Source organism: Bifidobacterium sp. UTBIF-68, from assembly GCF_006408855.1.
In the GTDB taxonomy this organism is placed as follows: domain Bacteria; phylum Actinomycetota; class Actinomycetes; order Actinomycetales; family Bifidobacteriaceae; genus Bifidobacterium; species Bifidobacterium reuteri.
On record NZ_JFAN01000015.1, the window covers coordinates 62,590 to 87,908 of the forward strand.

The window sequence follows — 25,319 nt, forward strand, 5'->3', positions numbered from 1 at the left end:
GTCACCTCCTCACGGCGAGCTTGTTGGACAGGTATGTGGTGAGCATGCCGATCGGGATGATGAGAATCACATATCCGAAGGCGAAGATCAGGAAGATCTGGATGATCACATCCGGGCGGAATTCAATCATCTGGCTCATCAACGACGAGGTTTCGGTGGAGACCGATGCCGCTGCGGCCACGGTGGAGTTCTTGAGCAGTGCAATCAGCGTGTTGCCGAGCGGTGCCACCGAACCGCGGAACGCCTGCGGCAGAATGATCTCGGTGGCGGACTGCATGAAGCCCAATCCCAGCGCACGCGCCGCCTCGGCCTGGCCAATCGGCACGGTGTTGATGCCCGAACGCAGCGATTCGCAAACGAATGCCGCCGTGTACAGGCTCAGGCCGGTCACGGCGAGCCAGAAGAAGTTGGTGGCGAATGTGTCGGAGAAGCTGAGTTTGAGCTGCGCGTAGGCGCCAAGCACCATGAACACCATGATGATGGTCAGCGGCAGGTTCTTGAACAGCTCCACATACGCGCCGGCCACGACCCTGAGGGATGAGATCGGCGAAATGCGCATCACGACGAGGATCACACCGAGGATCATCGAAAACAGGGCGCTCCACAGGGTCAGTTCTATGTTCACCAGGAAAGCGCCCAGGACATCATACTGGCTAAACAGTTGCAGGAATCCGTTCATCAGGCGTCCTCCCCCTCGTTCGGCGTGGGCGGGTTGTACCGCACGTCAGGCGTGTAGTCGGTGCCCTTGGTGTTGTCGCTGACCGCGTTCTCCCAGGAGCCGTCCTGAATCATATCGACGATGGCGTTGTTGATTTTGACGGCCAGCTTGGTGTCGCCCTTCTTGATGCCCACGCCATAGTATTCCTGAGTGAACGGCTTGCCGACCACCCTGAGCTTGCCTCGTGAGGCGGAGGCGAGTCCGGCGAGAATGATGTCGTCGGTGGTCACGGCGTCCACGATGCCCGAGAACAATGCGGTGGCGCATTCGGCGTATCCAGGCTGTTCCATGAGCTGGACCTCGGAGGCGAACTTCTCCTTGACGGTGGCTGCGGAAGTCGAACCCGTCACCGAGCACAGGCGTTTGCCATTGAGGTCTTCGGGACCGTTGATGGACTGGTCGTCCTTGCGCACCAGCAGATCCTGCCCGGCCACGAAATACGGTCCGGCGAAGGATACAGCCTTCTTGCGCTCGTCCGTGATGGAGTAAGAGGCGAGGATCATGTCCACGTCGCCGTTCTGGAGCATCGCCTCGCGCTGCTTGGACGGAGCCTCCTTCCAGACGATCTCGTCCTCAGAGTAACCGAGCTTCTTGGCGATGTATTTGGCCACGTCCACGTCGAAGCCCACATAGGTGCCCGACTTCTTGAAGCCGAGGCCCGGCTGGTCGAATTTGATGCCGATGCGGATCTTGCCGGTCTCATCCGCGCCGCATGCAGCCAAAGACATGGTGCATGCCAGCGCGCATGCGGCGGCTATGACGCGCGCCGCCGTGCGTTTGAATCGAATGCTGAAAGTCATGCGCGCACCTCTCAGTGGGTCAGAATCTTCGAGAGGAAGTCCTTGGCGCGTTCGGTCTTCGGATGCTCGAAGAACTCTTCCGGCGTGTTCTCTTCGAGAATCTGACCATTGGCCATGAATACGATGCGGTCGGCGGCCTTGCGGGCGAAGCCCATCTCATGGGTCACGCAGATCATGGTCATGCCCTCGTGCGCGAGCTCGACCATCACGTCCAGCACCTCGTTGACCATTTCCGGGTCGAGCGCCGAAGTCGGCTCGTCGAACAGCATGACCTTCGGGCGCATGGCGAGTGCGCGGGCGATGGCCACGCGCTGCTGCTGGCCTCCGGAAAGCTGGGAGGGCATCTTGGCGGCCTGCGAGTCCACGCCCACGCGGGCGAGCAGGTCCATGGCCAGGTCCTCGGCCTCTTTCTTGGGCATGTGCCGCACCTTGATGGGGGCGAGCGTCACGTTGTCGAGGATGGTCTTGTTGGCGAAGAGGTTGAACGACTGGAACACCATGCCCACTTCGGCGCGAAGATTCGCCAGTTCCTTGCCTTCCTGAGGCAGGGGCTTGCCGTCGATGCGGATGTCGCCGGAGTCGATGGTCTCGAGACGGTTGATGGTGCGGCACATCGTGGACTTGCCGGAGCCGGATGGGCCGACCACGACGAGCACCTCGCCTTTGGTGACCCTCAGGTTGATGTCCTTGAGGACATGCAGGTCGCCGAAGTGCTTCTCGACATGGGTGAGCTCGACCAGTGCACGGTTCGGGTCCTCGGCAGCAGGTACGAGCGGGGCGAGCTTGCGCTCGGACGAGGCGTCCTGCAATGACCGTTGTTCGTGTGTCGTGCGCGAACGCACTGCTTCATTGTTCGTTTCAGACATGAAGGGGAGAATAGCACAGCTCTGTTTCCTGCGCGTTCACATCACGTCCACATGCCGGCCACACCTTGAATTGCGTCAGCTTCTTCGGTCTCTCAGCCGGCCGACCGCATCATCCCCTGCCGGCTACATCGCTCCGTCCAATCGATTCTGCCCAGCCCAGCTACTCCCTTCCAATCGACCCTATTCAGTCTCCCGGTTGCCCGCAGCGAATCCACCATCCCAGCGAATCTCGACCATCCCAGCGAATCCAGACCATCCCAGCGAATCTCGACCGCCTTGAATATACGATATCGGCGTGCGGCGCTCAGCCGACGCGGAGAACTTGCTTTACTCGCAGTAAAGAGTTATACTTTACTTGCACACAAGTAAAAGAGACAGTTCGTCCACCACCTCACCGAGAAGCTCTTCCCGCCGCCGAGACAACATTGTCAAGGCCATGAATCAACACACAACTCATCCGATCAACACCAACCGACTCACGGACGGAGACCATCATGAGCACCCCCAAGCCCCACGTCCCGACTTCGGACGCTGCACTTGCCCCGACCACCGTCGACCGTACCGCAGCAGCAGACCTGCTGACCCAATTGCAGCAGGACCGCGAAGTCAACGCCGACCGCATCATGGCACCGCAATGGTACTACGCGCTCAACGGTCTGCTCGGCATCATCATGTGCCTCGCACTCAACGACATCATGCTCGACCTCTTGTCCGACATAGGCTTCCACACCGACCGGGCCACCATGCTGTTCCCCGCATCCGGCACAATGGCATGGATTCTCCTTGCGGTGGCCACATACGTCGGATTCCAGGTGAACGACTGGCGCAAGCGTCAGATAGGCTCCGACTTCGACACGTTGGGAGGGGTAATCGCCCCACGTAATGCGACGATGTGGGTGATGGCAATAGCGATGTATGCGCTCGCTTTCCTCGGACTGGCCGCCATCCTCTTGGGAGGACTGGGATTGCATTGGCTGCCGGACCAGACATCGGTAATCGCCCTGGCAATGGGAGTGCTCAGCTGGTTCGGCGAATACGGTTACGACCGCTATTTCGTCCAACTCGTGAGGAGCGGGAACCATGACGCCTGATCACGCACACGGAAGCGTCGAGCCCCGCTTCGACGAGATCATCCACGAACCGATGCGGCTGCGCATCTGCGGACTGCTCTCCGGTATGAGGGAGATGCCGTTCTCCGCAATCCGCGAAACGCTCGGATTGAGCGACGCGATGTGCTCACGGCATCTGAAGACCCTCGCCGACTGTGGCTACGTGGTCCTGACCAAGCGTCGGGGCGAATCGAACCGGCACATGGTCGTCTGGGCGAGCATCACCCCCGAAGGCAGGGCTGCGATGACCGCGCACCTCGCCGCCCTTCGCGCCATCGCCGCCGGCGACCTGCTCGACGTCTAACCCTCGGTAAACCGCACTGCCTACCCGCGCGGCTTGCCAAGGGCGGGCACGAACTGCACGCCGGGAATGTCGGCGAAGATGGAGCCGTCCACCACCAGCTTGGACGGGCGAATGCCCGAGCCCAGATACAGCTTCGGAATCGAGAGGATGTGCTGGTCCACCAGCAGCGGCCAGCCGTCCGGCAGACCGATTGGCGACATGCCGCCCGATTCCATGCCGGTGGCCTCCACAGCGGCGTCGATGGGCGCGAAGCTCACTTTGGAGACCTCGAGCGTGTGTTTGACCACGCCGTTCAGGTCGGCGCGCGTATCCGCCGTGACGAACGCCGCGGCGAACTCCGGCGGGGCCTTGCGGGTCTTGTGCGTGTGGACCACGACCACGTTGCCCGTGATCTCGAACGGGATGCCATACTTCGGGCACCACAGATCGGTGTCCGACTCCTCGTCGGAATTGATGGTCACGCCAAGGATCTTGCTTCCCGGCACGCCGGCCGCCACCAGCTCGTTGAGCTTGTCGAACACCGGCTTGGCCAGCAGATCGCCGTCATGCCAATCCAGAATCTCCAACGTCATATGCCTCATCCCCCTAAATCGTCTGTCATGCGTCGTCAGTCATGCGTTGTCCGCCATGTGCGCGGCGGGCGCACGTCGTCATCATTAGACCGTTCTTCATACGGTCCCGATGCCTGCGGCGTTGTTCGCGGACACCAGCGTGAACGTGACCGTTCACACGGTCGTCCGTCGGCGAGCGCCTGCCGTCTTGCCCGCCCAGCATAGCGTCATTGGACGAGGACGGCGGCGGCGCGGCTATACGTTTTGTCTATGACCCGTTCCGTATCGCTGCGCCGACGAGAGCGCCCGACCTTGACGACGAGCATATCCTGCCGTTGATTACCCATCAGGTAGTGGAATCATAGCAGCGCTTGAGGCTCGGCAGGATGCGGCTTGCGGTTGACGTTGCGTAAAGGGCTACGCTGTTTGCAACGACGCAGACTGCGCGTCGTAATCAGGAACGGATGATTCCTTGCAAAGGAGATGGGTCATGAGCGAGCACGACAATATGGCGAGCAACGAGACCTGTATCAATGCCGGTATGTTCGAAGTGGAGGGTGACCTGCCGGATACGAATCAGCTATAGCCGATAAATCAGGCCGCTCTAGTCAGCGGCGTGACGACGCGTACGCTACGTTATTACGACGAGACCGGTTTGATCAGGCCAACCGAGACCTCTGTCGGCGGCGAACGATGGTATGACTGGCCGACCTTGGTCCGACTCCAGTTCGTGATACTGCTGCGCGATGCCGGACTGTCTGTCGCGGACATCGCCGCGATAGTACAGCCGGGGACACACGACGTCCGACAGGCAATCAATGCCAAGACGGAGGATATGCACCGCGAAATCGCAGCAATGCAACACAAGCTGCAAGTGCTGCACAACCTGTCTGACCTGTGCAACGATAACGGCGATATTCCCCAGATGCGCCAGACCGTGTCCAATCCGGCACTGGCTCGATATGGAATCGCCGCAGCGGAACGATGGGGCGAACTATCCGAAGAGCAACGCAAACGAGTTGAACGGGCGCAGAATGATGCCGAACGCCATGCACATGAGACGATCCTCGCCGACGCCAAGCAATGGGAGCAACTGTTCGAAACTGGTGTCTCCCCGGACTCGGCGGAGGCGCAACAACTGGCCGAACGCATCATGAACCGGAACATCCAAGCGGCGGCGCGAACGACACTGCCTGCCGACCAACCATCTGGTGCAACGGCGAACACCACGATGCCCGATGCCGATTCGCCGTTACCGGCCATGCCGTTGTCGGCCACGCTTGGCGCGATTCGCACCGCGTTGACTGGCGACCCACGTTTTGCCGACCCATGCGGTGCGGCGCTTTACGGCAGCAAGGCCTGCGCAGACTTCGTCAACGAGGCCACCCGCATCCACACGCAGCATGTCGCCGAACGTTTTACGAATGATGTACCGACAGACAGCTGCTTAGCGTCAGCGGATACGTCAGCGGATAGTTGATGCTCAACAATAACGGGAAGTTCCCTACACGGTGAGGTTATCTCTATACGGTAGACACCGGCACGGAACTCCCGGCATATACGCGAAGTGCCCGCACAGTGATGTCCCACGTCATCCGTGTCGCGACGGCAATAGCACCCTCCACATCGTGACGTCGCCTGCATGCCACCCCACCCGCACTTCGCTCCACGGTGTAGGGATTGGCCCACCGTGTAGGGATTTCCCCATGATGTAGGGATGCGTTTTTGGAAAATGGCGAAAATAAGCCGTTTTGCACCCCTACATGGTGGGAAGTTCCCTACATGATGGGAAGTTCCCTACACGGTGAGGCAATCCCTACACGGTAGGGCAATCCTCAAGAGCCGCCCCTACACCGCGGACCCCTCCGACGCCCCGAAACCGGCGAGGGGCAGGAACCATTCGTCGTGGGACACCACGACCAGCACACCGGGATACCCCGCCAGCATGCTGGCCAACGTCTTCTTGGACGACAAATCGAGATGGTTCGTCGCTTCGTCGAGGATCAGCGCATCGGGTCGCAACGCCAACGTACAGGCGATCTGCACACGTTTGCGTTCCCCGCCTGACAGTCTCACAAACGCATACGGTCAGTCATCACCCAATTGCAGATCGTCACGCACGACGATGGCCTCGGGCGACCAGTCGGCCGCGAAATCCTTGAGGTTCGCCGGTCGAACGGCGATATCCTGCGGGCAATACCCGATGACCAACCGCCGGGGATTGGGCGTCACGGTTCCCGAATCCGGGCATAGTTCGCCTCGCATGATCGACATCAGCGTGGATTTGCCGATGCCGTTGTCGCCGAATACGGCCGCCCAGCCCAGCGGGAACGTCGTGCAGACGTGTTGGAACAGAGGTTCTGGCGCGTGGGGATAGGTGAAGGTGGCATCGGGCACCGTAAGCATGGTTGATTGCATAGTCACGCCTTTTCATTCATGGCGTGCCGCGATGGTCAGGCCGGACTCGCGCCCGGTGATGACGGCATGGAACCGATGGGAAACGACAACAGACCCGCTGACTGTATGCGGTTCATCGATGCTGACTCATGCGCCGATGTTGCCCCATGATGCAGCCGATACGACCCAGTGACGCAATCCCTCGAATGATGACACGCGGCGGCACGCTTCAGCGCGTGGGTTCCGCTTCTTGCCGTCATCATTCACAGACGCAACGTCGACCGATTCCTTTCGCCGGTCTCCTTGGCATATGGGGAAGACCTCCAACTATGCACGTTCACGATATAACCGACTTGTGACATGAACGAAGTCATGAGCGACAACTGCATCGTGCTCTTCGTACGCATGTTCGTTATTCGCATCGCAGAAGCGAACCATGCACGTTGAGTTATCCACATTACCCGTTTTCATGCCGATGCCGCTCGCGAATCGGTTATCATGCCCGGCATGAGTACCGCATACAACTACCGCGAGACGACGCAGTCCGGTGAAATCCAGAACTACGTGCGTCAGGACCTCTCCGCCCAGTCCGCCGCGAAATCGGCGGCCTGTCAAACACTGCTTTCGCGCATACGCACGGACCGAACCATCTGCTTCTCGCTGCATACGGCGCTGGAGCTCTACGCCATCGAACGTCCCCGGCGCTGCACACTGCCGGCGAGTGACTTCTACATCACCACTCGGGACGGCAAACACCGCTCCACGCTGCACAACGTCTCGTATCGAACGTGGAACCAACCGTTCGCCATATGCACGTTGACGAACGGACTAGCATGCGTGCATCCGTTGGATACATGGATCCAGTATGCACAATACTTGAACCTTGACGAGCTGGTGATACTCGGGGAAGCGATTATCAGGCGGTTCAGTTATTCCATCGACCAGTTCCGGAATCGACTTTCCGCTTTTCATCGGATCATAGGACGCGCTCGTTGCGAGGAAGCTGTACGGCTTCTCAAAACCTCCGATTCCGTACAAGAGACGCGCGCCAGACTCACATTGCTGCGATTCGGCCTTCCTGAACCAGAGATGCATTATGTCATCACCAGCCCGAACGGGCATACCCAGTACATCGTCGACATGGCATACCCAGCGAGCAAGGTGTGCATCGAATACGACGGCGATCACCACCGTCGCTTCCGCAGCCAGTACGTGCGGGATCAGCGCAAGCGCCGCGAATTGCGGGCCATGGGATGGACAGTTATCGAGGTGTTCGCTGATGATCTGTGGAACGAGCCAAATCAGCGCGAATTCGCGCAACATGTCGCCAACGCGCTGCAGGCTCCGCTCACCGGCAGGCCACAACGCCCATTCCGAGCGCTGGCCGACCCAACGATTGCGGTCAATGCACGAAAAGGTGAGCACCAGAGGCGCATACGCAGACAAAACGGCGCACATTCCCGCCCGTAACAGCCCCACCGTGTAGGGATTTCCCCATGATGTAGGGATGCGTTTTTACACAATGGCGGAAATTAGCCGTTTTTCATCCCTACAATGTGGGAAATTCCCTACACCATGGGAAATTCCCTACACGGTGGAGCAATCCCTACACGGTGGGCGCCGACACGGGACGCCCGGCTTATATGCGAAGTGCCCGCACGGCCAAAGCCATGCGGGCACCTTATACGTTCAAGCGGCTTGCGCGTCTCTCACCCCGTTACAGTCGTAACACCGCAGTACTACAACCACGAAGCAACGCAGCTAACGCTCCATCACTTAGTTTTCGTAGAAAATGAAGTGATGCGTGTGTCCTCTAGGCGCACCGAAGGAAGGCGTACGAAGGTACGTCGACTGAGGAGCAACGACGAGGACACTCTATCACTTAGTTTTCGTCTTCGTCGGGGTCGTAGTCGACGCCAGTCTCTGCGCGCTGCTCGTCCGAGATCGGAGCCGGGGCACCGGTCAGCGGATCACGGCCACCGCCGGCCTTCGGGAAGGCGATGACGTCGCGGATGGTGTCGGTGCCGGCAAGGATGGACACGGTACGGTCCCAACCGAGGGCGATGCCCGCGTGAGGCGGAGCGCCGTACTTGAAGGCCTCGAGCAGGAAGCCGAACTTCTCCTCGGCCTCTTCCTTGCCGATGCCCAGCACGTTGAGCACGCGGTCCTGAATGTCGTCGCGGTGGATACGCACGGAACCGCCGCCCATCTCCTCACCGTTGCAGACGATGTCGTAGGAGTCGGACATGGCGTGCTCGGGGTCCTTGTCGAACTTGTCGATCCAGTCCTTGCTCGGCATGGTGAACGGGTGGTGCATGGAGGTCCACTTGGAGTGGCCCACGGCCACATCGTCGTCGTCCGGATCGTCGGTGGGCTTGAACAGCGGGAAGTCCACAACCCAGGTGAAGGCGAACTTCTTCGGGTCGAGCAGGCCTTCGCGGCGGGCGAGCTCCACGCGCACGGCGCCGAGCAGCAGCTGAGAGGACTCGCGGGAACCGGCGGCGAAGAACACGGCATCGCCCGGCTCGGCGCCGACGGCCTCGCGCAGGCCGTTGCGCTCCTCATCGGACAGGTTCTTGGCGACAGGTCCCTTGAGCTCGCCGTCTTCGGCGAAGACCACGTACGCAAGGCCCTTGGCGCCACGCTGCTTGGCCCACTCCTGCCATGCGTCGAACTGACGACGCGGCGTGGCGGCACCGCCCTTGAATACGACGGCACCCACGTACGGGGCCTGGAACACGCGGAACGGTGTGTTCTTGAAGTAGTCGGTGAGCTCGACGAGCGGGTTGCCGAAGCGCAGATCCGGCTTGTCGGAACCGTACTTGTCCATGGCCTCCTGCCAAGAGATGCGCGGCAGCGGCAACTGAACGTCGTAGCCGGCGACCTTCCAGATGGCGGCGATGACCTTCTCGGCCATGGCCATCACATCCTCCTGGTCCACGAAGCTCATCTCCATGTCGAGCTGGGTGAACTCGGGCTGACGGTCGGCGCGGAAGTCCTCATCACGGTAGCAGCGGGCGAGCTGGTAGTAGCGCTCGACACCGGAGACCATGAGGAGCTGCTTCAACAGCTGCGGGGACTGCGGCAGGGCGTACCAGGAGCCAGGCACCAGACGGGCCGGCACCAGGAAGTCGCGTGCGCCTTCCGGCGTGGACTTGATGAAGGTCGGGGTCTCGACCTCGGTGAAGTCCATGTCCTCGAGGGCGTGGCGGGCGGCCTTGGCCATGTCGGAACGCAGCTTCAGGTTGTACTGCATGGACGGGCGACGCAGGTCGAGGTAGCGGTACTTCAGACGCACGTCCTCGCCCGGGAGCTTGTTCTCGGACTCGTTCTCGAGCGCGGTGGACACCTGGAACGGCAGGGCGTCCGCCTTGGCGAGGATGTCGATGTTCTCGGCCACGACCTCGATCTTGCCGGTGGCCAGATGGGTGTTCTCGTTGCCGTCCGGGCGCAGTCGCACTTCGCCGGTGACCTGGATGACGAATTCGCTGCGCAGCGGGCGGGCCATTTCCTCGTCGTAGATGACGACCTGCACCAGACCGGTGTTGTCGCGAAGATCGATGAAAGCCACGCCGCCGTGGTCGCGGCGACGATCGACCCAACCGGCGAGAGTGACCTTCTGGCCGACCAGGGCCTCGGTCACGTCGGTGGCATGATGTGTTCTGTAAGCCGTCTGGCTCATTATATGCTTCTCCTCGATTTGACTCGAATATGATTCGAATACGTCAGATTTCGACGGTTTGCTGGGCAACCACAGTATCCGGCTCCCACGACGTGCAATCGGCGGCGGTCTGCTCGCCGGTGACGATGTTCTTGACCTCGTCACCGGTGGATTCCTCGCCTTCGGTGGCGCTGGCCGGGAACCACACGTACGGGATGCCGAGCTTGTCCGCATACTTAATCTGCTTGCCGAGCTTTGCCGCGGTGGGAGCCACGTCGGTGGCGATGCCACGGGCACGCAGCTGGGCGGCGATGCGGTTCGCAGCCGGGCGATCCTCCTCGTTCCAGACCGCCACAAGCACTGCAGCCGGGGAGACGCGATTGGCGTGCGCACCGGCGGTATGCAGCATGTAGCTCACCAGTCGGCTCAGGCCGATGGACAGGCCCACGCCCGGATACTTGCGGTTGCCCTGAGAGGCGAGGTTGTCATAGCGGCCACCGGAGCAAATGGAGCCTAGGGATGCAGCGCCGTCGAGGAAGGTCTCGTACACGGAACCGGTGTAGTAATCAAGGCCACGGGCGATCTTCAGGTCCGCGATCACCGACCCCGGACGGATGGCGGCGGCCTCATCCACGATCATCGCCAGCGTATCGAGTCCCTGGCGGGCCAGCGTGTATGCCTCGGAATCCTTGGCGATGCCGTGCGCCTCGCACAGCTCATCGAACTTGGCGGCCAGCTCGGCGCCGTCGGCGGCGGTCAGGTCTGCGAGTTCAAGGCATGCCCGGGCCTGCGCTTCAGTGGCACCACAGGTTTCGACCAACAGTTTGGTCACTTCATCGGCACCGATCTTGTCAAGCTTGTCGATCTCACGCAGCACGCCCTCGATGTCCGTCAGCCCCAGTCCGCAGTAGAAACCTTCGGACAGCTTGCGGTTGTTGGCGTGCACCGTGGCCTTCGGCAGGCCGAACGCACGGAGTTCCTCCAGCGCAGAGACCATGACCAGCGGCAGTTCCACTTCATAATGGTCGGGCAGCTCGCCGGCACCGATCACATCGATATCCGCCTGGACGAACTCGCGGAAGCGGCCTTCCTGGGGGCGCTCGCCGCGCCAGACCTTCTGAATCTGCCAGCGCTTGAACGGGAAGGCCAGATCGCCGGAATGCTCCACCACATACCGGCTCAGCGGAACGGTCAGATCAAAGTGCAGTCCGAGACGATCCTCAATCGGAGTGTCGGATTCATGACCGACCTCCTGCAGACGGCTCAGCAGGTAAATCTCTTTGCTGGTCTCGCCTTTTTTCAGCAGGGAAGCGCCAGTTTCCACCGCTCTGGTCTCAATGCCGATAAAGCCATTGAGCTCAAAAACCTTACGAAGCGTATCGATGACACGCTGCTCCACAACACGTTCGGAGGGGAGCCACTCCGGGAATCCTGATATTGATGCACCTTTAGCCACGAAATCAATATAATAGGTGAGGGTTGCGTCAACGCCATGCCAATTGTCGGCATCCGAGGCGCTTCCACCCACTCACACTACGCTTGTAAGGAGCTGGCCATGGCCGACGAGACTGTCACCGAAACCGAAAACACCGCTGCAACCGAAGAGCAGGCAACGACACCCGCACCCGCGGTCAGCGAGGCCAAACCGACTCCGACCCCTGCCTCAATGCCGAAGCCGCATGCCCCCTCCCCCGCCGCCTTCGCCAAGAAGACGCCGGCCAAGCAGCACACCGCAGCTCCGACCACCACCTCCACCGCCTACACTGACGCAGATGTCAAGGCCTCCGAGGCATTCGGACGCGTGGACGACAATGGTGCCGTATTCGTCAAGGAAGGCGAGGGCGAACGTGAAGTCGGCCAGTTCCCTGACGTTTCCAAGGAAGAGGCTCTGGCGCTGTACGCCCGTCGCTTCCTGGATCTCAAGGCCAAGCTTGACCTGTTCGCCGGCCGTCTGTCTTCCGCCAACATCAAGGCCCGTGAAATCGACGAATCGCTCAAGCTGCTGGGCGAGGAGACGAACGAGCCCGCGGTCGTAGGCGATATCGCCGCGCTGAAGGCGCAGTTCGAGGAACTGAAGGCCGCCGGTGAGGCCAAGAAGACCGAATTGGCCGAAGCCCGCAAAGCCGCCATCGCCAAGGCCGTTGCCGAGCGTACCGCCATTGTGGAGAAGGCCGAAGCGCTGGCCGCATCCTTGGGTGACAACACCAACTGGCGTTCCACCGCCGATAAGTTCCGTACCCTGTTCGACGAATGGCAGAACCACCAGCGCACCACCACCCGAATCGACAAGCCCGAGGCCGAAGCGCTGTGGAAGCGCTTCTCCGCCGCCCGCACCACCTTCAACCAGGCCCGTCGCAAGTGGGCTCAGGCTCGCGACAACGAACGCAACCATGCAAAAGAGGTCAAGGAAGCGATCATCGCCGAGGCCAACGAGCTCAAGGATTCCACTGCATGGGGAGAGACCTCCCGCAAGTTCAACGATCTGATGGACCGCTGGAAGAAGGCCGGTCGTGCCGGCCGCACCGAGGACGATGAGCTGTGGACCAAGTTCCGCGAGGCCGCTGACACCTTCTTCAACGCCCGCCAGGCCGACCGCGACCAGATGAACACCGCGGAGAAGGAGAATCTGGCCAAGAAGGAGGAGCTGCTGGTCAAGGCCGAGGCCTTGGTGCCGGTGAAGACCGACGACGAAGCCAAGAAGGCCCGTCAGGAACTCGCCAAGATCCAAGAGGAATGGGATCAGATCGGCTACGTGCCTCGTGAGGACATGCGCCGCATCGAGAACCGTCTGGATGCCGTGGACAAGCAGATCAAGTCCGTCGAGGACGCCGCGTGGAAGCAGTCCGATCCTGAGGCCGATGCGCGAAAGTCCAGCTTCGAGGAGCAACTGAACGCCCAGCTTGCAGAGCTCGACGCCAAGATCGCCGCTGAAACGGATGAGAAGAAGAAGGCCAAGCTCGAAGCCGAGAAGGCCACCAAGGAGCAGTGGCTGAACGCCATCAAGTAAGATTGCAGCAGGGTCTTGACTGCATATCCGCGTCAAGACCCTGCTGGTATGAGTGAAGCCCGGTACGTAAGTAAGTGCCGGGCTTCACTCGTCATAGGGGCCGATACTCTGGCAATCGTCGCAAGGCAGACCACCGGAGAGCCGAAAGCAGACGGCTTGCGCTCAGGCCTGGGTACCTGTCACAGGGACTTCTGGCCGTACCAGAGGATGAGCGGCAAGATACTCGATAAGCGGCTGGCTGTATGGCATGTCGAGTTCGCCGTAGTTGCTGCCTGCGCGGAATGCTGAGAAGGAGTCTCCGCCTTGCAGGAGATATGAGTTGGATGCGATGATCACCAGATCATCATCTGAAATCGAAGTACCGTCGATCGTCAGGTCCACGATGCGAACCGGGGCTTTCTCAAACGCTTCCTCGGCCTTTGACACGGCATCGTCATGCTGTGTCCCGTCAGCTTCCGAACCTGCACCGGAGTCCTTAGACGAGTCCGTGTCCTGTTCACAGACCGCAGGCTGTGCACCGTTCTCCTCACCGCATACCACATAGTGATATGCCACATTGGAGGAAATGCCCAGCGGCCGGCGTTCTATCCGCCCGTCTTTGCTGCCGAACTGTTGGGCAAGCACCGCTTTGAGCATACGGCCGGTCAGCGTCTCATGGGCGGCTTTGAATTGCAGCGCCAGAAGACTGTCCACCTCTCGCACCGTCACCGAACCGTCCCTATTCAGGTCGAGCCGATCCGTGCGAAGGCTGCCGTCATTGGAGAAACCGACCACCGGCAGTCTGTTGCCAGCATAGACATGCCTCATGATGGACGCTCTATTGGCGTCCGCCACCAGCATGCCCACGGAACCCTCACGTCCCGGCGACGTCCTTTTGTCGAAATTCTTGCCCTTGGCAAGAGACCCCACGGTCTCTTCGCCGACGGTATCCGCATGAGCCTGCGCGGCGGCATAGGTGCGCTCCGCACGGGCCACCATGCCGTTGGCGTCCGCGCCTGCCGACATCCACGCCGCCTGTCGCACCGAATGACCATTCAGGCCATCTATGGCGAGTACGCCTTGCACATTGGTCTGGCCGGTTCCATTGCCGAGATCCACGTCGGCCACACGAACCGTGGCACGACTGCCATGCCCCGTGATGATGAGATCCTGCACGGCCATGTCCTGACCATAGCTTCCGGCTTCATACACTGGTGCCCCGCCATCGGTGATCATCTGCTTGACGGCATGGGAGTGGCCGGCATACACCAGATCGACATCGCGGCCAATCTCTTTGGCGGCGGAAGCATCCGCATGCAGCAACGCCACCACGGCATCCACTTTGCCGGAACGCTTCAAATCACCGGCAACACGGTTGATGGCGTCCACGGCCCGCTCGCTCAAATCGGCGTCACGGGTGATCTGCGGTGTCGCGACCGAGCCGAGCGCATCGGTGAGCGCCCCCACGAACCCGATACGCTTGCCGTTGACCGTGCGAATCGTGTAATCCTTGACTCTGCTGAGCTTGCCATCCGCCGCTTTGTTGGCTGCCGAAACGTTGGCGCACAGCCAGTCGATGCCATTGGCGGGATCCGCGATGCGATTGTTGAAATCGGCTACCGAACGGTCGAATTCATGATTGCCCACGGCGGAAATCGTCAGCCCCCATTCGCGAGCCATGTCCAGAGTGGGGCGATCTTTGGCCACGGCTGATTCGTATGGCGAACCACCCACCAGATCACCCGCTGACACTGCAACCATATTGCCCGCATTGTGCCCATTCGCCAGCGTGAAAGCAGTGGCTACGTCGGCACCTCGTTCGATATGGCCATGGAAGTCGGTAATATCCGCGACGGTAACCGTGCGTGTGCCGGCAGCAGGATCGTCGCCGGAAAAAGGAACGGCTCCCGAGGCTCCCGCCATTGCGTTGGGAACCACGAAAGCCGTAGCGATGCTGGCAATTACTGCGATAAGGCTGACGCCAAGCCACCTTTTTCCGCCGATCCACCTCTGTCGGCGATTCATACCTACCTTCACGGTCGACAATATATGTTTCCCGATTGAACGGGCGAACGCCCGGAATCAACGGACAGGTGAATTTTGATTGTCGTTTTGGCAGGCTGTTAGACTCCCAGATGTGAGCACTCCCAATCAGCATCCCAATCACATCCGTACCGTAGCCGATCTCTTCGTCGAATGTCTGGTCAACGAGGGCGTCGAGACCATGTACGGCATCCCCGGCGAGGAGAACATCCCGCTGATGGAAGCCCTTGCGCGCGACGGCCGTATCCGCTTCATCCTGACCCGTCATGAACAGGGTGCCGGGTTCATGGCCGCGACACAAGGCCGTCTGACCGGCAAACCAGGCGTGTGCCTGGCCACGCTCGGTCCGGGCGCATTGAACCTGACACTGCCGGTCGCACAGGCGAACAGCGCCAATACGCCGCTTGTAGCCATTTGCGCACAAGGCAACGTGACCCGTCTGTACAAGGAATCGCATCAGATCATCGATCTGGTCTCCGTGTTCCGCCCACTGACCCAGTGGACATCGATGATCGTGGAGCCTGCATCCGTACCGGAGATGGTGCGTAAGGCCTTCGCGATCACACAACGCAACCGTCCGGGTGCCACGTGCCTCATCCTGCCCGAGGATGTGGCCGAAATGCCGGCACCGGCAGGGGCTCGCCCTTTTCCGCTGCCGGAACGTATGCGTTTCGCCCCCACCTCGGACACCATCGAACGCGCAGTGAACATCATCCGCGCAGCAAGGCATCCCATCATCCTGGCGGGCAACGGCGTGGCCCGCGGTGATGCAGAGAACGAGCTGCTGGCATTGGCCGAGCAGCTCAACGTGCCGGTGGCCACCACGTTCGAAGGCAAGGGCGTGATCTCCGACCGTATCCCACTCGCGCTCGGCGTGGTGGGCTTCATGCGCCACGATTACGAGAACTTCGCGTTCGACGAGGCCGATCTCATCATCGCGGTGGGCTTCTCGATCCAGCAGTTCGACCCGAAGAAGATCAATCCGAACGACGACAAGACCATCATCCACATCAATACGTTCAGCGAGGACACCGATGCGCATTACTCGACTGCGCTCAATATCATGGGCGACATCAATGCCACGTTGCAATCGCTGATCGCCCAGCTCAACGCCGAGCATATTACGTTCGGCGTCTCGCATCCGAAAATCCACGAGCTGCTGACCCATGAATACGAGGCGTACACGCACGATGATTCGTTCCCGATGAAACCGCAGCGCATTGTGGCGGACACGCGACGCGCGATGGAGACGGATACGGACATCACATTAGTGGATACGGGCGCGCTGAAAATGTGGATGGCGCGCCTCTACCCCACCTATTATTCGAACACGTGCGTGATTGACAATTCCCTCTCCACCATGGCTTGGACGCTGCCCGGTGCAGTGGCCGCCTCGCTGGAGCATCCCGGACGCCCGGTGCTGGCGGTGATGGGAGACGGCTCATTCATGATGAATGTCCAGGAAATCGAAACGGCAGTGCGCGTGGGTGCCCGAATCGTGATTCTGGTATGGGTGGATGAAGCGTATGGCCTCATCAAATGGAAGATGGACCTGCACGACGGCTCGCACGAATACGTGGACTTCAACAATCCGGACGTGGTGGCACTCGGCATGAGCTTCGGTGCGAAGGGTCACTTCATCGAATCGGCAGATGAACTGTATCCGACTCTCCGGTCCGCGCTCCGTTCGGGATCGGGCATCGACATCATCGCCTGTCCCGTCGATTATTCCGAGAACATGAAGCTCATCGACAAGCTCGGCGAGGTAGATTTCAGCGGCTGAACGGCTGAATATGAACGAGCCCCGGTCCCATCATGGAATCGGGGCTCGTTCTGTCTTATGAGCCGTCAGGCTGTTGCTGGCTGTTGCTGACTATCGATGACTATCGCTCAGCGGACCTACTCAGCGGACTGCTGACCGGAGTTGTCACCGGAATCGGCGGCGGCATCCACCAGCGCAGGCTTGTCGCCTGCATCGCCGGAACCATTATCAGCCGAAGCGTCAGCCGGAGCGGCATCGTCGGCCGAGTCATTCGCGCCATCCGCAGCGACCGGCTCCTCGAACTGTTCGCCCTTGAAGGTGAACTCTCCAAGGATGCCCTCGCCTTCGGAATCGACCACAACGCGCTGGCCATCCTGCAAATCACCCATGAGGATCTTCTCGGAGATGGCATCCTCGATGTCACGCTGAATCACTCGACGCAACGGACGGGCACCCAGCAACGGGTCGAAGCCCTTCTGAGCGAGCAGATCCTTGGCGGCATCGGTCAGTTCAAGCGACATGTGACGATCGAACAGGCGGTCGTTGAGCTGCTTGACATCGAGGTCCACGATCTGACGCACCTGCGGCTCTGTAAGCTGCTTGAAGACGATGATGTCGTCCAGACGGTTCAGGAACTCAGGGCGGAACTGCTGCTTGAGTTCGGCGCTCACCTGCTCCTTCATGCGTTGGTAGCTCGACTCGGTGTTGGAACCGAGGTTGAAGCCGGTGTTCGCCATCTTCGCGATGTCACGCGTACCGAGGTTCGTGGTGAGGATGATGATGGTGTTCTTGAAGTCCACCTTGCGACCCTGGCCATCGGTCAGGTGACCGTCATCCAGCACCTGCAGCAGCGTGTTGAAGATGTCCGGGTGAGCCTTCTCGATCTCGTCGAAGAGCACCACGGAGAACGGCTTGCGGCGCACCTTCTCGGTGAGCTCGCCACCCTCTTCGTAGCCCACGTATCCCGGGGGCGCGCCGAACAGACGCGAGGCCGCGTACTTTTCGGAGAACTCGGACATATCCACACGGATCAGGGCGTCCTCATCGTCGAACAGGAATTCGGCGAGAGCCTTGGCCAGCTCGGTTTTGCCCACACCGGTCGGACCGGCGAAGATGAACGAACCGGCCGGACGCTTCGGATCCTTGAGGCCCACGCGCGTACGGCGGATGGAACGGGACAGTGCGGACACCGCTTCATCCTGACCGATGATGCGCTTGTGGAGCTCGGCCTCCATGTTGAGCAGCTTCTTGGACTCGGCCTGCGTGAGCTTGAACACCGGGATACCCGTGGTGGAACTGATCACCTCGGCAATCACGTCCTCATCCACGACCATCTTGACGTCGGACTCGCCTTCGCGCCAAGAGTCTTCCTTGGCTTTACGATCGGACTCCAGCTTCTCCTGCTGGTCGCGCAGCTCGGCGGCCTTCTCGAAGTCCTGTCCCTTGATGGCCTCATCCTTTTCGGCAGCCACCTTGGCGATCTTCGTGTCCAGCTCCTTGAGCTCGGGCGGTGCCGTCAGACGCTTGATGCGCAGACGCGCGCCAGCCTCATCGATCAGATCGATGGCCTTGTCCGGCAGGTGACGGTCCTGAATGTAACGCGCCGAAAGCTCGGCCGCAGACTGGAGCGCCCCATCCGTGATGGTCACATGATGGTGGTTCTCGTAGCGGGACCGAAGACCCTTGAGAATCTCGATGGTCTCGGCGATCGTCGGCTCATGCACTTGAATCGGCTGGAAACGACGTTCCAGAGCCGCATCCTTCTCGATGTACTTACGGTATTCGTCCGTAGTGGTGGCGCCGATGGTCTGCAGCTCGCCTCGAGCCAGCATCGGCTTGAGCATATCGGAGGCGCCCAGCGCACCATCAGCGGAGCCTGCACCGACAATGGTATGGATCTCGTCGATGAATAGCACGATGTCGCCGCGGGTCTTGATCTCCTTCAGGACCTTCTTCAGACGCTCCTCGAAATCACCACGGTAACGGGAACCGGCAACCATGGAACCAAGATCGAGCGAGTAGACCTGCTTGCCCTTGAGCGTCTCCGGCACATCACCGGCGTTGATCTTCTGGGCGAGGCCTTCCACAACGGCAGTCTTGCCCACACCCGGTTCGCCAATCAGCACCGGGTTGTTCTTGGTGCGACGGGAGAGCACCACCATGACGCGCTCAATCTCATTGGTACGCCCGATGACCGGATCCAACTTGCCTTCTGCGGCTTCCTGCGTAAGGTTGCGGCCGAACTGGTCGAGAATCGCGGAGCCCGACTTGTTCTGCTTGTCTGCCACACCGCCGGCATTGGCGAGATCACCCTTGCCGTCGCTCGACCCGTTGCCCGAATTGCCGCGAATCATATCGATGGTCGCGCTGCGCAGCTCACCCAGATCGACACCCATCTTGATCAGCACCTGGGTGCCCACGCCTTCGCCTTCACGGATCAGACCGAGCAGAATATGCTCGGTGCCGATATAGCTGTGCCCCAGCTGCAGGGCCTCGCGAAGCGAGAACTCCAGCACCTGCTTGGCGTGCGGAGTAAAGGGGATGTGCCCGTTCGGAGCAGCGTTGCCCTTGCCGATCATCTCTTCGACCTGTTTGCGGGTGGCGTCCAGCTCCACACCCTTCGAGGCAAGCGCCTTGGCGGCGACTCCCTCGCCTTCGCGGATCAGGCCGAGCAGCAGGTGTTCGGTGCCGATGTAGTTGTGCTGGAGAGACCTGGCCTCTTCCTGCGCCAACACGATCACGCGCCGTGCACGGTCGGTAAACCGTTCGAACATGCTTGTCCTTCCTCAATTGACATTCCGTCTTACTCTACCGATTCGCGGTGACGTTTATTCACATCATTCCGTGAATTGCGCCGTAAGCGGGAAAGAAAACGATATGCTGGACGTATCGGATTCGCCATCCATACTGATGCATAGGAGGTTGTGATGACTGAACTGAACGCCAAGGCTGACATTGTAGTTGGTGTTGATGGTTCCGACGAATCGTTCGCGGCATTGAAATGGGCCCTTGAAGAGGCCGCGCTGACCGGTCAGAACGTCAATGCGGTATTCGGCTGGACCCATTCCTGGGACATGGGGTCGGAGCCCGATAGCGACGAGGCTTGGGCCACCATCCGACATGACATAGCGAATGAACTGCGCGACTGGGTGGATCGAGCCGCCAAAGGCATTGACTTCGATCCCGCGAACCTCAAACTCACTTCCGTCAAGGCTTCGGGCACCGCTGCCCTGTTGCAGATCGGGCATAACGCCCAGCAGATCGTCGTGGGGCGGCGTTCACTGGGGCGCGTGGCGCGTTGGTTCCTCGGTTCGCTATCCGCCTCCTTGGCCGAAGAAGCGCAGGTTCCAGTGACCGTGGTGCGTATCAGCGGCAGCGAAGAGGAGACCGTGACCGACGCCATCGCCAATGCGCTCACCCCAAGTGACACGACGGTGCATTACGTGAATCCCGCGCCTGAAGCCAAGCCGGCCGGCCGGCCGGTGGTGGTTGGCGTCGATGGCTCAGAGACCTCTCGGCACGCCTTTGATTTCGCGTTGGAACAGGCCCGCATCCATGACAAGCCGCTGAACGTGATGTTCTGTTGGCAGTTACGCGACCTCGGGGTAATCCCGGGTTATGAGAACGCCGTTGCGCCGGTGGAGGTCGGACAGCAGCGCGCCGAAGCGATACTCTCGGATCTGATGGCCAAGGTATCCGTTCCCGAAGGCGTGAAAGTCGCCTTCGACGCTTTCCATATCCCGGCGTCCAAGGGACTGATCGCCGCTTCCCGGTATGCAAGTCATCTGGTGGTCGGGTCGCGAGGCCTGTCCGGTCTGGATGCGCACTTCCTCGGCTCGGTGTCCCGTCAGATCGTCAACTTCGCCGAATGCACGGTGACCGTCGTGCACTGAGATAATCGTTCCGTGGGGCGCTCCCGTCGCGAAGCGTCCTACGGATTCTTTTCCCCCTTCCACAGCACCCCATGGATTCTCCCCACACACAGCACCCCAAGGTATTTCTGGCGGAACTCTCCCTACAATGAAGCCAGGCATTCCCCACGTAGTATTCTGCGTCTATTGCTCGTTGTGCGAAGCGTCATCAGCACCATCCGGGGAGTCGATGTCCGTATCATCGGTGTCGACGACTTCCTCGGTCCTGCTCTGACGAAGCTGCTCGATCAGATCGATGACGGTTTCCAGTTCCGGCGACACATCTTCCGATACGGCGGAATCATCGTCAACCAAATCATCATCCATGTCGCCGTCATCATCGCCGTCATCCACGGTGGTGTTGGCAAGGATGTCCTCTTCGGTGGCCTCGTCATCCTCATCGTCATCCTCGTCATCGATATCGTCATCGTCGATATCGACGCCAACGGAATCCGCATGATCAAGAGCGTCGTCGTCCGGTTCGGACTCGTCGTCATCATCACGAATGGTGCCGTCTTCCCCGTCATCGGGATCCGATTCAGCCGACGTTTCGTCGGACAGCGAGCCGGGATCCGCATCACGGTATCCAGCCACCGCATCGGAGGCATCCGTCACCGAGATTGTCGCATCGTTCTCGGTGATATCGGTCGAGTCGGCAACGACGTCCTCAACATGGCTCGAATCACTGCCGTCCAGGCCGCCTTCCGACAATGCCGTCCCTTCTGGCGCGCCAGACACGTCAGTCGGCTGCGTGCCGGCGTGTCCGGCATCAACGGCATCAATAGCATCCGCAGTGGTATCGGAGGCCTCTCCCACCTCAGATACGGTCGTCGTCTCGTCCGTCGCTTCGGAAACCTCGGCAACCTTGACAGCTTCAGGCCCGCCAGCCTCAGCCTCAAATCCAGCCTCAGCCTCATCATCATCCAAGATAGGCGACTGCCTGCGCGTCTTGGCATGCGCCACGATATCGATATGCAGGTCATCCAAAGCAGGCTTGGACTGCACCCAGATGCGACTCGGCTCAGGGGGTTCGATTTCGGAATGCTCGCCACAGCCATGATCGAGCGAGACCACACGACCGTCATCCGGGCTCCACTTGTTGGCGCAGACGCCGAACATGCGGTTCAGCTCGCCCGTCAGCGGCACAAAGAACCCGCAATCCGAGCATAAATTGCCGTCCGCGGTCTTGGTGCTCAATGCCTTGGGACCTCGAGGTCCGTCATACCAACGCTTGGCCGCCTGTGCACGCCCCAGCGGGCTCAGCACATGACGCCGCGTGAGCCGAAAGGTCTCAGCGGCATCATTGACATCCTCGAGTGAGGATTCCTCGATTTCACCGGTTTCGATGCGTTCATCGTCGGGATCTGTGCCAATGGAGTCGGTCGGTGAAAGATCGGTGGGCTCCAGACGGTCCTTCCACGGAATCCACTTCGGCGGCAGCAGCGCGTCCTCAGTAGGAATCAGTGAGGATTCGTTGACCGTCCACGAGCCGAGTTCCGGGTCGTGATACAACGTCACCGACCACTGCCATCCCTCGTAACCGCGGATATGGGCAGCAAAACGGAAATCGGTGACGTAGTCCTCCATCTCGTTGGCGGTGACGAACTCGCCTACCTGTTCAGGTTCGTCCGCAACCTCGAACAGCACGGCCTGCGCTATGGCGCGAGGATCGGGCGTCACCGTGGTCTCATCAGTATCGGTCATGGATCAATCAATCCTGTACATCAAATTGATCCGCCACAGCACGCAGCAACGAAGCAAGCTTCTTGCTTTCGGCGGAAGACGGGTAGCGGTGTCGACGCAGTGTGTTGCCTGCGGAGTCAAGCATCTTGATGAGGTCCTCGCAAATGGCAGCCATGTCATCCGGCTTGGGACGGGTGGCCTTCACCAGGCTCGGTGCCGATGCGATCAGGCGTACATCCATGGCCTGCGGGCCACGACGTCCGTCCACCACGGAATACTCCACCTTGGCACCCTTGCGCAGCGTAGTGGCGCCAGAGGGCAGGGCCTGAGCCGGCAGGAACACGTCCTTGCCTTCCTCACTGGTGATGAAGCCATAACCCTTGGCTGCGTCAAACCAACGAACTCGACCGGTGGGCATTGCGAAACCTTCCTTAGTGCTTAGGGAGTAATGAACCGAAGGTATAGTGTACCTCACAGGCCTTGACCTGTGCCACCGGGCTGAGTCGTCTTACGCTTTACGCTCACCTGAGAACCACGAGGTCTTCGTTTTGGCGGGCTTGGTCTGCGTCTGATGTCCGGCCGGCGCGGAAGCCATCCGTTCGATGGGCAGGATGACGGTAAAAGTGAGGCCGCCTCCCTCCGTACCGGTGGCGCAAATGAATCCATGATGCGCTTTGACTACGGACTGTGCGATGGCCATGCCCAATCCGGTGCCGCCCTTCTGCCGTGCCCGCGAAGGATCGGCGGTGTAGAAACGCTCGAAAATCTTCGACCGAGATTCAGGCGGAACGCCGGGGCCATGGTCCACGAACTGCAACACGGCATACCGGTATCCGGTCTGCATCGAAGCGCCGACTTCGGCGGCATCGATGAAGCGCCGCATCGACGCCTCTGTGGTAGGCATCTGGGACAGCTGCCGGGGGTCGATGGCGGCGGGCATGGTGCCAATCGCCACTTCCGCCGGAGAATCGGCAGGGGTATACCGGTGGATGTTGCCCACGATATTGGTGACCACTTGGCGCAGGCGCGACGCGTCACCGGACAAGGTTACGGCTTCCCAGCCGCCATCCGCCAACTGCAACGATGCCGGATGGCTCATGTCCCGACCTGGAGCCAGCGCCAGACGATTGCGCATGACCGTGCGGTTCGGGTCAAGCGCATGCAGGTCATCCACGGCATCCGTGACCAGAGAGGCCAGGTTCACGCTGCCCGTCACATCAATGCCACGGCCTTCGTCCAGCCGAGCCAAGGACAGCAAATCCTCCACCAGCACGGTCATACGCTGGCTGGAACGTTCAATATGTTCGATCGATTCGTCGGCGCGCTCCAATGCACCGGGCATGTCACGCTGCATTTTGTACAGTTCCGCGTATCCGTGGATCGCTGCGAGCGGAGTGCGCAGCTCATGGCTGGCGTCGGAGACGAACCGCTTCATCTTCTCGGTGGTCTCTTCCTGCTCATGGAAGCTGACCTCTATTCGGGTGAGCATCGTGTTGAGCGAGGCGGCGAGCGACCCCACTTCGGTGTTCTCCGGAGCGGATGGGATACGCTGGCTCAAATCGCCTGCGGCGATCTTCGCCGCTGTTTTCTCCATACGCTTGAGCGGAGTCATTGTCTGCTGAATGATCAGCGTGGATAATGAGCCGCCCAACAGCAGTACCGCGATGCCCACGACCACGCAGTAGCGAGTCAGCGTATTGAGCGTATCGATCTGGTCGGACAGCGAAAGACCGATATACATCACTCCGCGTATCTTCTCGACTCCTTTGGAGTCTCGTTCGGTCCATTGCATCGGCAATACGCGCCATGGGGAATTCGCCGAAGCAAGCGTGGCATGGCTGACATTGTTGCGTGGATCAGTCAACACCGTAGTGACGCGGCTGGTGGATTGAGAGGAGTCGCTGCCATCCGTGCCGCCGCCTCCGGAGGCATCGCCCTGTGCGGGAGACTGTGCGGTGTCACTCTGCACCTGAACGATCTGCTTGGCGACTGCGGGGGCGGTGAACACCTGCCCGAGCGTGATACCCGAGGTATCACCGTCCGAAGGAAGCACCGGTATGGAGACCAGACCATCCTTCAGCTGTGGCAACAGCGGCGTCACTGTCAGCGGATTGCCGTCTGCATCCTTGGTGCCGTCCGTGTATTGGAGCTGAAGGAAATAGGAATTGGGGCTGGTCAACCCATTCGAATTATCGTCTTTGGCCAGAAGATCGATGTTATTGAACACCAGCTGGCTTTGCACACGAAGCTGCGTATCGACCTTCTCCATCATGTAGTTGCCCACCAGAGTGCGAATCGAGAAGGAAATCACTGTGACGCCCACAAGCAGCACCACGATGGTGCAGGCCACAAGTTTGCCGCTCAGTGAGACACGGTCAAGATGGCGCAGGAAAAAATTGCGCTTACGCTCGTGATGTTCCTTGAGATACTGGAGCCCCGGCACATTCACACGTGGACTGCTGTCTGTCGAGGTGTTTGCCATGGAGCTCTTGGTGCCGGAGACTGCGGGCGATGCCGGAGAAACTGGC

General features: G+C 60.4%; 17 protein-coding genes and 2 pseudogenes. 7 read left to right on the forward strand and 12 right to left on the reverse strand.

All coding sequences use genetic code 11. The features are described from left to right. Window position 1 precedes the first annotated feature (1 nt). The 3 genes from BW14_RS05240 to BW14_RS05250 are packed head-to-tail and all read right to left on the reverse strand — an operon-like array spanning window position 2 to window position 2,384. Entirely contained in the window at window positions 2–679 is a 678-nt protein-coding gene (locus tag BW14_RS05240; protein ID WP_044088649.1) for an amino acid ABC transporter permease, read from the reverse strand. Then, on the reverse strand, window positions 679–1,518 hold the full coding sequence (locus BW14_RS05245; RefSeq protein ID WP_044088650.1) for a glutamate ABC transporter substrate-binding protein: 840 nt from the start codon (window positions 1,516–1,518) through the stop codon (window positions 679–681). Before BW14_RS05245 ends, BW14_RS05240 begins: the two co-directional genes overlap by 1 nt. Before the next feature lie 11 nt (window positions 1,519–1,529). Continuing rightward, window positions 1,530–2,384: an amino acid ABC transporter ATP-binding protein gene (locus BW14_RS05250; RefSeq protein WP_308810335.1), complete on the reverse strand. Its 855-nt coding sequence runs from the start codon at window positions 2,382–2,384 to the stop codon at window positions 1,530–1,532. 494 nt (window positions 2,385–2,878) lie between these two features. Between BW14_RS05250 and BW14_RS05255 the strand changes: the two genes are divergently transcribed. Both BW14_RS05255 and BW14_RS05260 read left to right on the forward strand, forming a co-directional pair. Further along, window positions 2,879–3,475 carry a hypothetical protein gene (locus BW14_RS05255; protein ID WP_044088651.1) on the forward strand — a complete coding sequence of 199 codons (597 nt, stop codon included), beginning with the start codon at window positions 2,879–2,881 and terminating at the stop codon, window positions 3,473–3,475. Beyond that, window positions 3,465–3,797: a transcriptional regulator gene (locus BW14_RS05260; RefSeq protein WP_044088652.1), complete on the forward strand. Its 333-nt coding sequence runs from the start codon at window positions 3,465–3,467 to the stop codon at window positions 3,795–3,797. The genes BW14_RS05255 and BW14_RS05260 overlap by 11 nt, the downstream gene beginning before the upstream one ends. Window positions 3,798–3,817: 20 nt before the next feature. Here BW14_RS05260 and BW14_RS05265 read toward each other — a convergent pair whose 3' ends face one another. Next, window positions 3,818–4,369, reverse strand: coding sequence for a YbaK/EbsC family protein (locus BW14_RS05265; protein ID WP_044088654.1), 552 nt, complete (start codon window positions 4,367–4,369; stop codon window positions 3,818–3,820). A 568-nt stretch (window positions 4,370–4,937) separates the two neighbouring features. Here BW14_RS05265 and BW14_RS12240 point away from each other — a divergent pair. Further along, complete coding sequence (locus tag BW14_RS12240; protein WP_258184910.1) at window positions 4,938–5,828, forward strand: MerR family transcriptional regulator; 891 nt, start codon at window positions 4,938–4,940, stop codon at window positions 5,826–5,828. A 368-nt stretch (window positions 5,829–6,196) separates the two neighbouring features. On the opposite strand, the pseudogene BW14_RS12245 reads toward BW14_RS12240, so the two are convergent. Continuing rightward, a pseudogene (locus BW14_RS12245) lies at window positions 6,197–6,766 on the reverse strand (ATP-binding cassette domain-containing protein). Between the two features lie 486 nt (window positions 6,767–7,252). On the opposite strand from BW14_RS12245, the gene BW14_RS05285 reads away from it, so the two are divergent. After that, window positions 7,253–8,215 (forward strand): endonuclease domain-containing protein, encoded by a 963-nt coding sequence (locus BW14_RS05285; RefSeq protein ID WP_181161700.1) that lies wholly within the window; start codon window positions 7,253–7,255, stop codon window positions 8,213–8,215. Window positions 8,216–8,627: 412 nt separating this feature from the next. Here BW14_RS05285 and aspS read toward each other — a convergent pair whose 3' ends face one another. Together aspS and hisS are read right to left on the reverse strand one after the other, a co-directional pair. Next, window positions 8,628–10,427 carry an aspartate--tRNA ligase gene (aspS, locus tag BW14_RS05290; protein ID WP_140462536.1) on the reverse strand — a complete coding sequence of 600 codons (1,800 nt, stop codon included), beginning with the start codon at window positions 10,425–10,427 and terminating at the stop codon, window positions 8,628–8,630. Window positions 10,428–10,470: 43 nt separating this feature from the next. Next, on the reverse strand, window positions 10,471–11,862 hold the full coding sequence (hisS, locus tag BW14_RS05295; RefSeq protein WP_044088734.1) for a histidine--tRNA ligase: 1,392 nt from the start codon (window positions 11,860–11,862) through the stop codon (window positions 10,471–10,473). 99 nt (window positions 11,863–11,961) lie between these two features. On the opposite strand from hisS, the gene BW14_RS05300 reads away from it, so the two are divergent. After that, on the forward strand, window positions 11,962–13,413 hold the full coding sequence (locus BW14_RS05300; RefSeq protein ID WP_044088656.1) for a DUF349 domain-containing protein: 1,452 nt from the start codon (window positions 11,962–11,964) through the stop codon (window positions 13,411–13,413). Window positions 13,414–13,575: 162 nt separating this feature from the next. Here BW14_RS05300 and BW14_RS05305 read toward each other — a convergent pair whose 3' ends face one another. Further along, entirely contained in the window at window positions 13,576–15,417 is a 1,842-nt protein-coding gene (locus BW14_RS05305) for a bifunctional UDP-sugar hydrolase/5'-nucleotidase (protein ID WP_140462538.1), read from the reverse strand. Between the two features lie 112 nt (window positions 15,418–15,529). Between BW14_RS05305 and BW14_RS05310 the strand changes: the two genes are divergently transcribed. Continuing rightward, window positions 15,530–17,218 carry an acetolactate synthase large subunit gene (locus BW14_RS05310; RefSeq protein ID WP_181162302.1) on the forward strand — a complete coding sequence of 563 codons (1,689 nt, stop codon included), beginning with the start codon at window positions 15,530–15,532 and terminating at the stop codon, window positions 17,216–17,218. Window positions 17,219–17,334: 116 nt separating this feature from the next. Here BW14_RS05310 and BW14_RS05315 read toward each other — a convergent pair whose 3' ends face one another. Continuing rightward, window positions 17,335–19,971, reverse strand: coding sequence for an ATP-dependent Clp protease ATP-binding subunit (locus tag BW14_RS05315; protein WP_140462540.1), 2,637 nt, complete (start codon window positions 19,969–19,971; stop codon window positions 17,335–17,337). Window positions 19,972–20,124: 153 nt separating this feature from the next. Here BW14_RS05315 and BW14_RS05320 point away from each other — a divergent pair, with 153 nt between their 5' ends. Then, a complete protein-coding gene (locus tag BW14_RS05320; protein WP_044088659.1) occupies window positions 20,125–21,090 on the forward strand; it encodes a universal stress protein in 966 nt (321 codons plus the stop codon). A gap of 923 nt (window positions 21,091–22,013) precedes the next feature. Here BW14_RS05320 and BW14_RS05325 read toward each other — a convergent pair. The 3 genes and pseudogenes from BW14_RS05325 to BW14_RS05335 all read right to left on the reverse strand — a co-directional run. After that, window positions 22,014–22,812 (reverse strand): annotated as a pseudogene (locus BW14_RS05325) (DUF3027 domain-containing protein); the annotation flags it as partial. A 7-nt stretch (window positions 22,813–22,819) separates the two neighbouring features. After that, window positions 22,820–23,209, reverse strand: coding sequence for a cold shock domain-containing protein (locus tag BW14_RS05330; RefSeq protein ID WP_044088660.1), 390 nt, complete (start codon window positions 23,207–23,209; stop codon window positions 22,820–22,822). 90 nt (window positions 23,210–23,299) lie between these two features. Beyond that, on the reverse strand, window positions 23,300–25,273 hold the full coding sequence (locus BW14_RS05335) for a HAMP domain-containing sensor histidine kinase (RefSeq protein WP_181161698.1): 1,974 nt from the start codon (window positions 25,271–25,273) through the stop codon (window positions 23,300–23,302). Between the last annotated feature and the right edge of the window lie 46 nt (window positions 25,274–25,319).